This window comes from Schnuerera sp., assembly GCF_035459645.1.
Lineage (GTDB): Bacteria > Bacillota > Clostridia > Tissierellales > Tepidimicrobiaceae > Schnuerera.
On sequence record NZ_DATHXO010000469.1, the window covers coordinates 1 to 1,590 of the forward strand.

The window sequence follows — 1,590 nt, forward strand, 5'->3', positions numbered from 1 at the left end:
ATTTTGATGTACCAATATATATTGAAAATATAAGAGGTGCTGATGAAATATGGGATTATGATGAATTAAATGCCGTATATTTAAGTTGGTTTGATATTAAAGTAGATAAAATATTACCATTTAAATATACTAAAAATCTAAAAAGGATTGAAAATAAAAGAGACCCAGAAATAGATGTTCTAGTATATGGCTATATGAATGATATAAGATTAAATAAACTCAAAGATATATATCCCAGTTTATATCATAATTATTCAATAGTAACAACTACTGGATTAAATAAAGAGATTCAAGATCAATATATAGCTAATTCTAAAATAATTTTAAATTTACATGGAATTGAACCATATTCAAGACAAGAACAAGAAAGGATAGCTTTTTTACTTATTAATGAAAAGTGTGTATTATCAGAAACGAATCAAATAAATTATTTTGGAGATCTTATAGTTGATACACCTCTAAATAATATAAGTAATAAAATAAAAGAATTATTATTAAGAGATGCTTGGAAAGAAGTGGCTAGAAATGGTCATAGGTTTTACAAAGATAAATCATATAGCACATATAAAAAAGTAGAAATATAATGACAGCAGTACCAAATACAAATAGTTTTAATTTACAAGATGTTTATAATTCTGTATCAAGTCATGCATCTCCTGGAAATAATCTTCAGAGTTGTTTTGATAATGCAGAATCATCTTATTTTGATCCTACTTATAATACCGATTCCTATGCTCCTGCAAATAGTATGTTAAGATTTAGAAATTATACTCCTGTAGATGATATAACATATGAAACTACTTATAGTTTATCAGTACCTAATTATGTTCAAGATTTATGGTTTAATCCTACTGGTACTAAATTATTCTTAGTTACTAGTACTAGTGGCGTTGATGGTCATATATATTCATATGATTTATCAACTCCTTGGGATGTATCAACATACACATCATGGGATGTATATATTATTTCACCTAAAGAAAATATTGTACAAGGTATTTATATAGAAGAGAGTGGATTAAATATGTATATAGTTGGTAGTTATTCAGACAGTGTTAAACAATATAGTTTAAATCCAGCATACAATGCTACAAATCCAACATATATAAGAAGTTTTAGTGTTGCTAATGAAGGTAATTATCCTACAGATATATTTTTTAAACCAGATGGTACTAAAATGTACATAATAAATAATGACAATGGTAGTGACATATTCTGTATTTATACATACTCATTAGCAATAGCATGGGATATTAGTACTGCATTTCTTACTTCACAACTTTTTGATGTTTTTACTGGTACTGTTACAGATATATTTTTTGATAGTACTGGAAGAAAAATGTATTTAACAAGTTTTGGGACTAATACAATACATCAATATTATTTAAGTTTTCCTTGGGTACCAAGTGTATCAAACCTAACAAGAATACTAAATACATCACTTACTAATAATTTAGGAAATACTGGTATATTTATAACTCCAGATGGTTCTAAACTATTTGTAGTAGAATATGATCATCCAACAGGATATATACATGTATATAATTTATAATTTAAAGCGTAAAAGATGAGATTGAGTATTATAACACC

General features: G+C 26.2%; 2 protein-coding genes. Both read left to right on the plus strand.

The features are described from left to right. The coding region (locus tag VK998_RS11065; protein ID WP_325228280.1) for a hypothetical protein at positions 1-584 on the plus strand (584 nt) is incomplete at its 5' end. Continuing rightward, positions 584-1,552 (plus strand): YncE family protein, encoded by a 969-nt coding sequence (locus tag VK998_RS11070; protein ID WP_325228281.1) that lies wholly within the window; start codon positions 584-586, stop codon positions 1,550-1,552. The genes VK998_RS11065 and VK998_RS11070, both read left to right, overlap by 1 nt. The last annotated feature ends 38 nt before the right edge of the window (positions 1,553-1,590 follow it).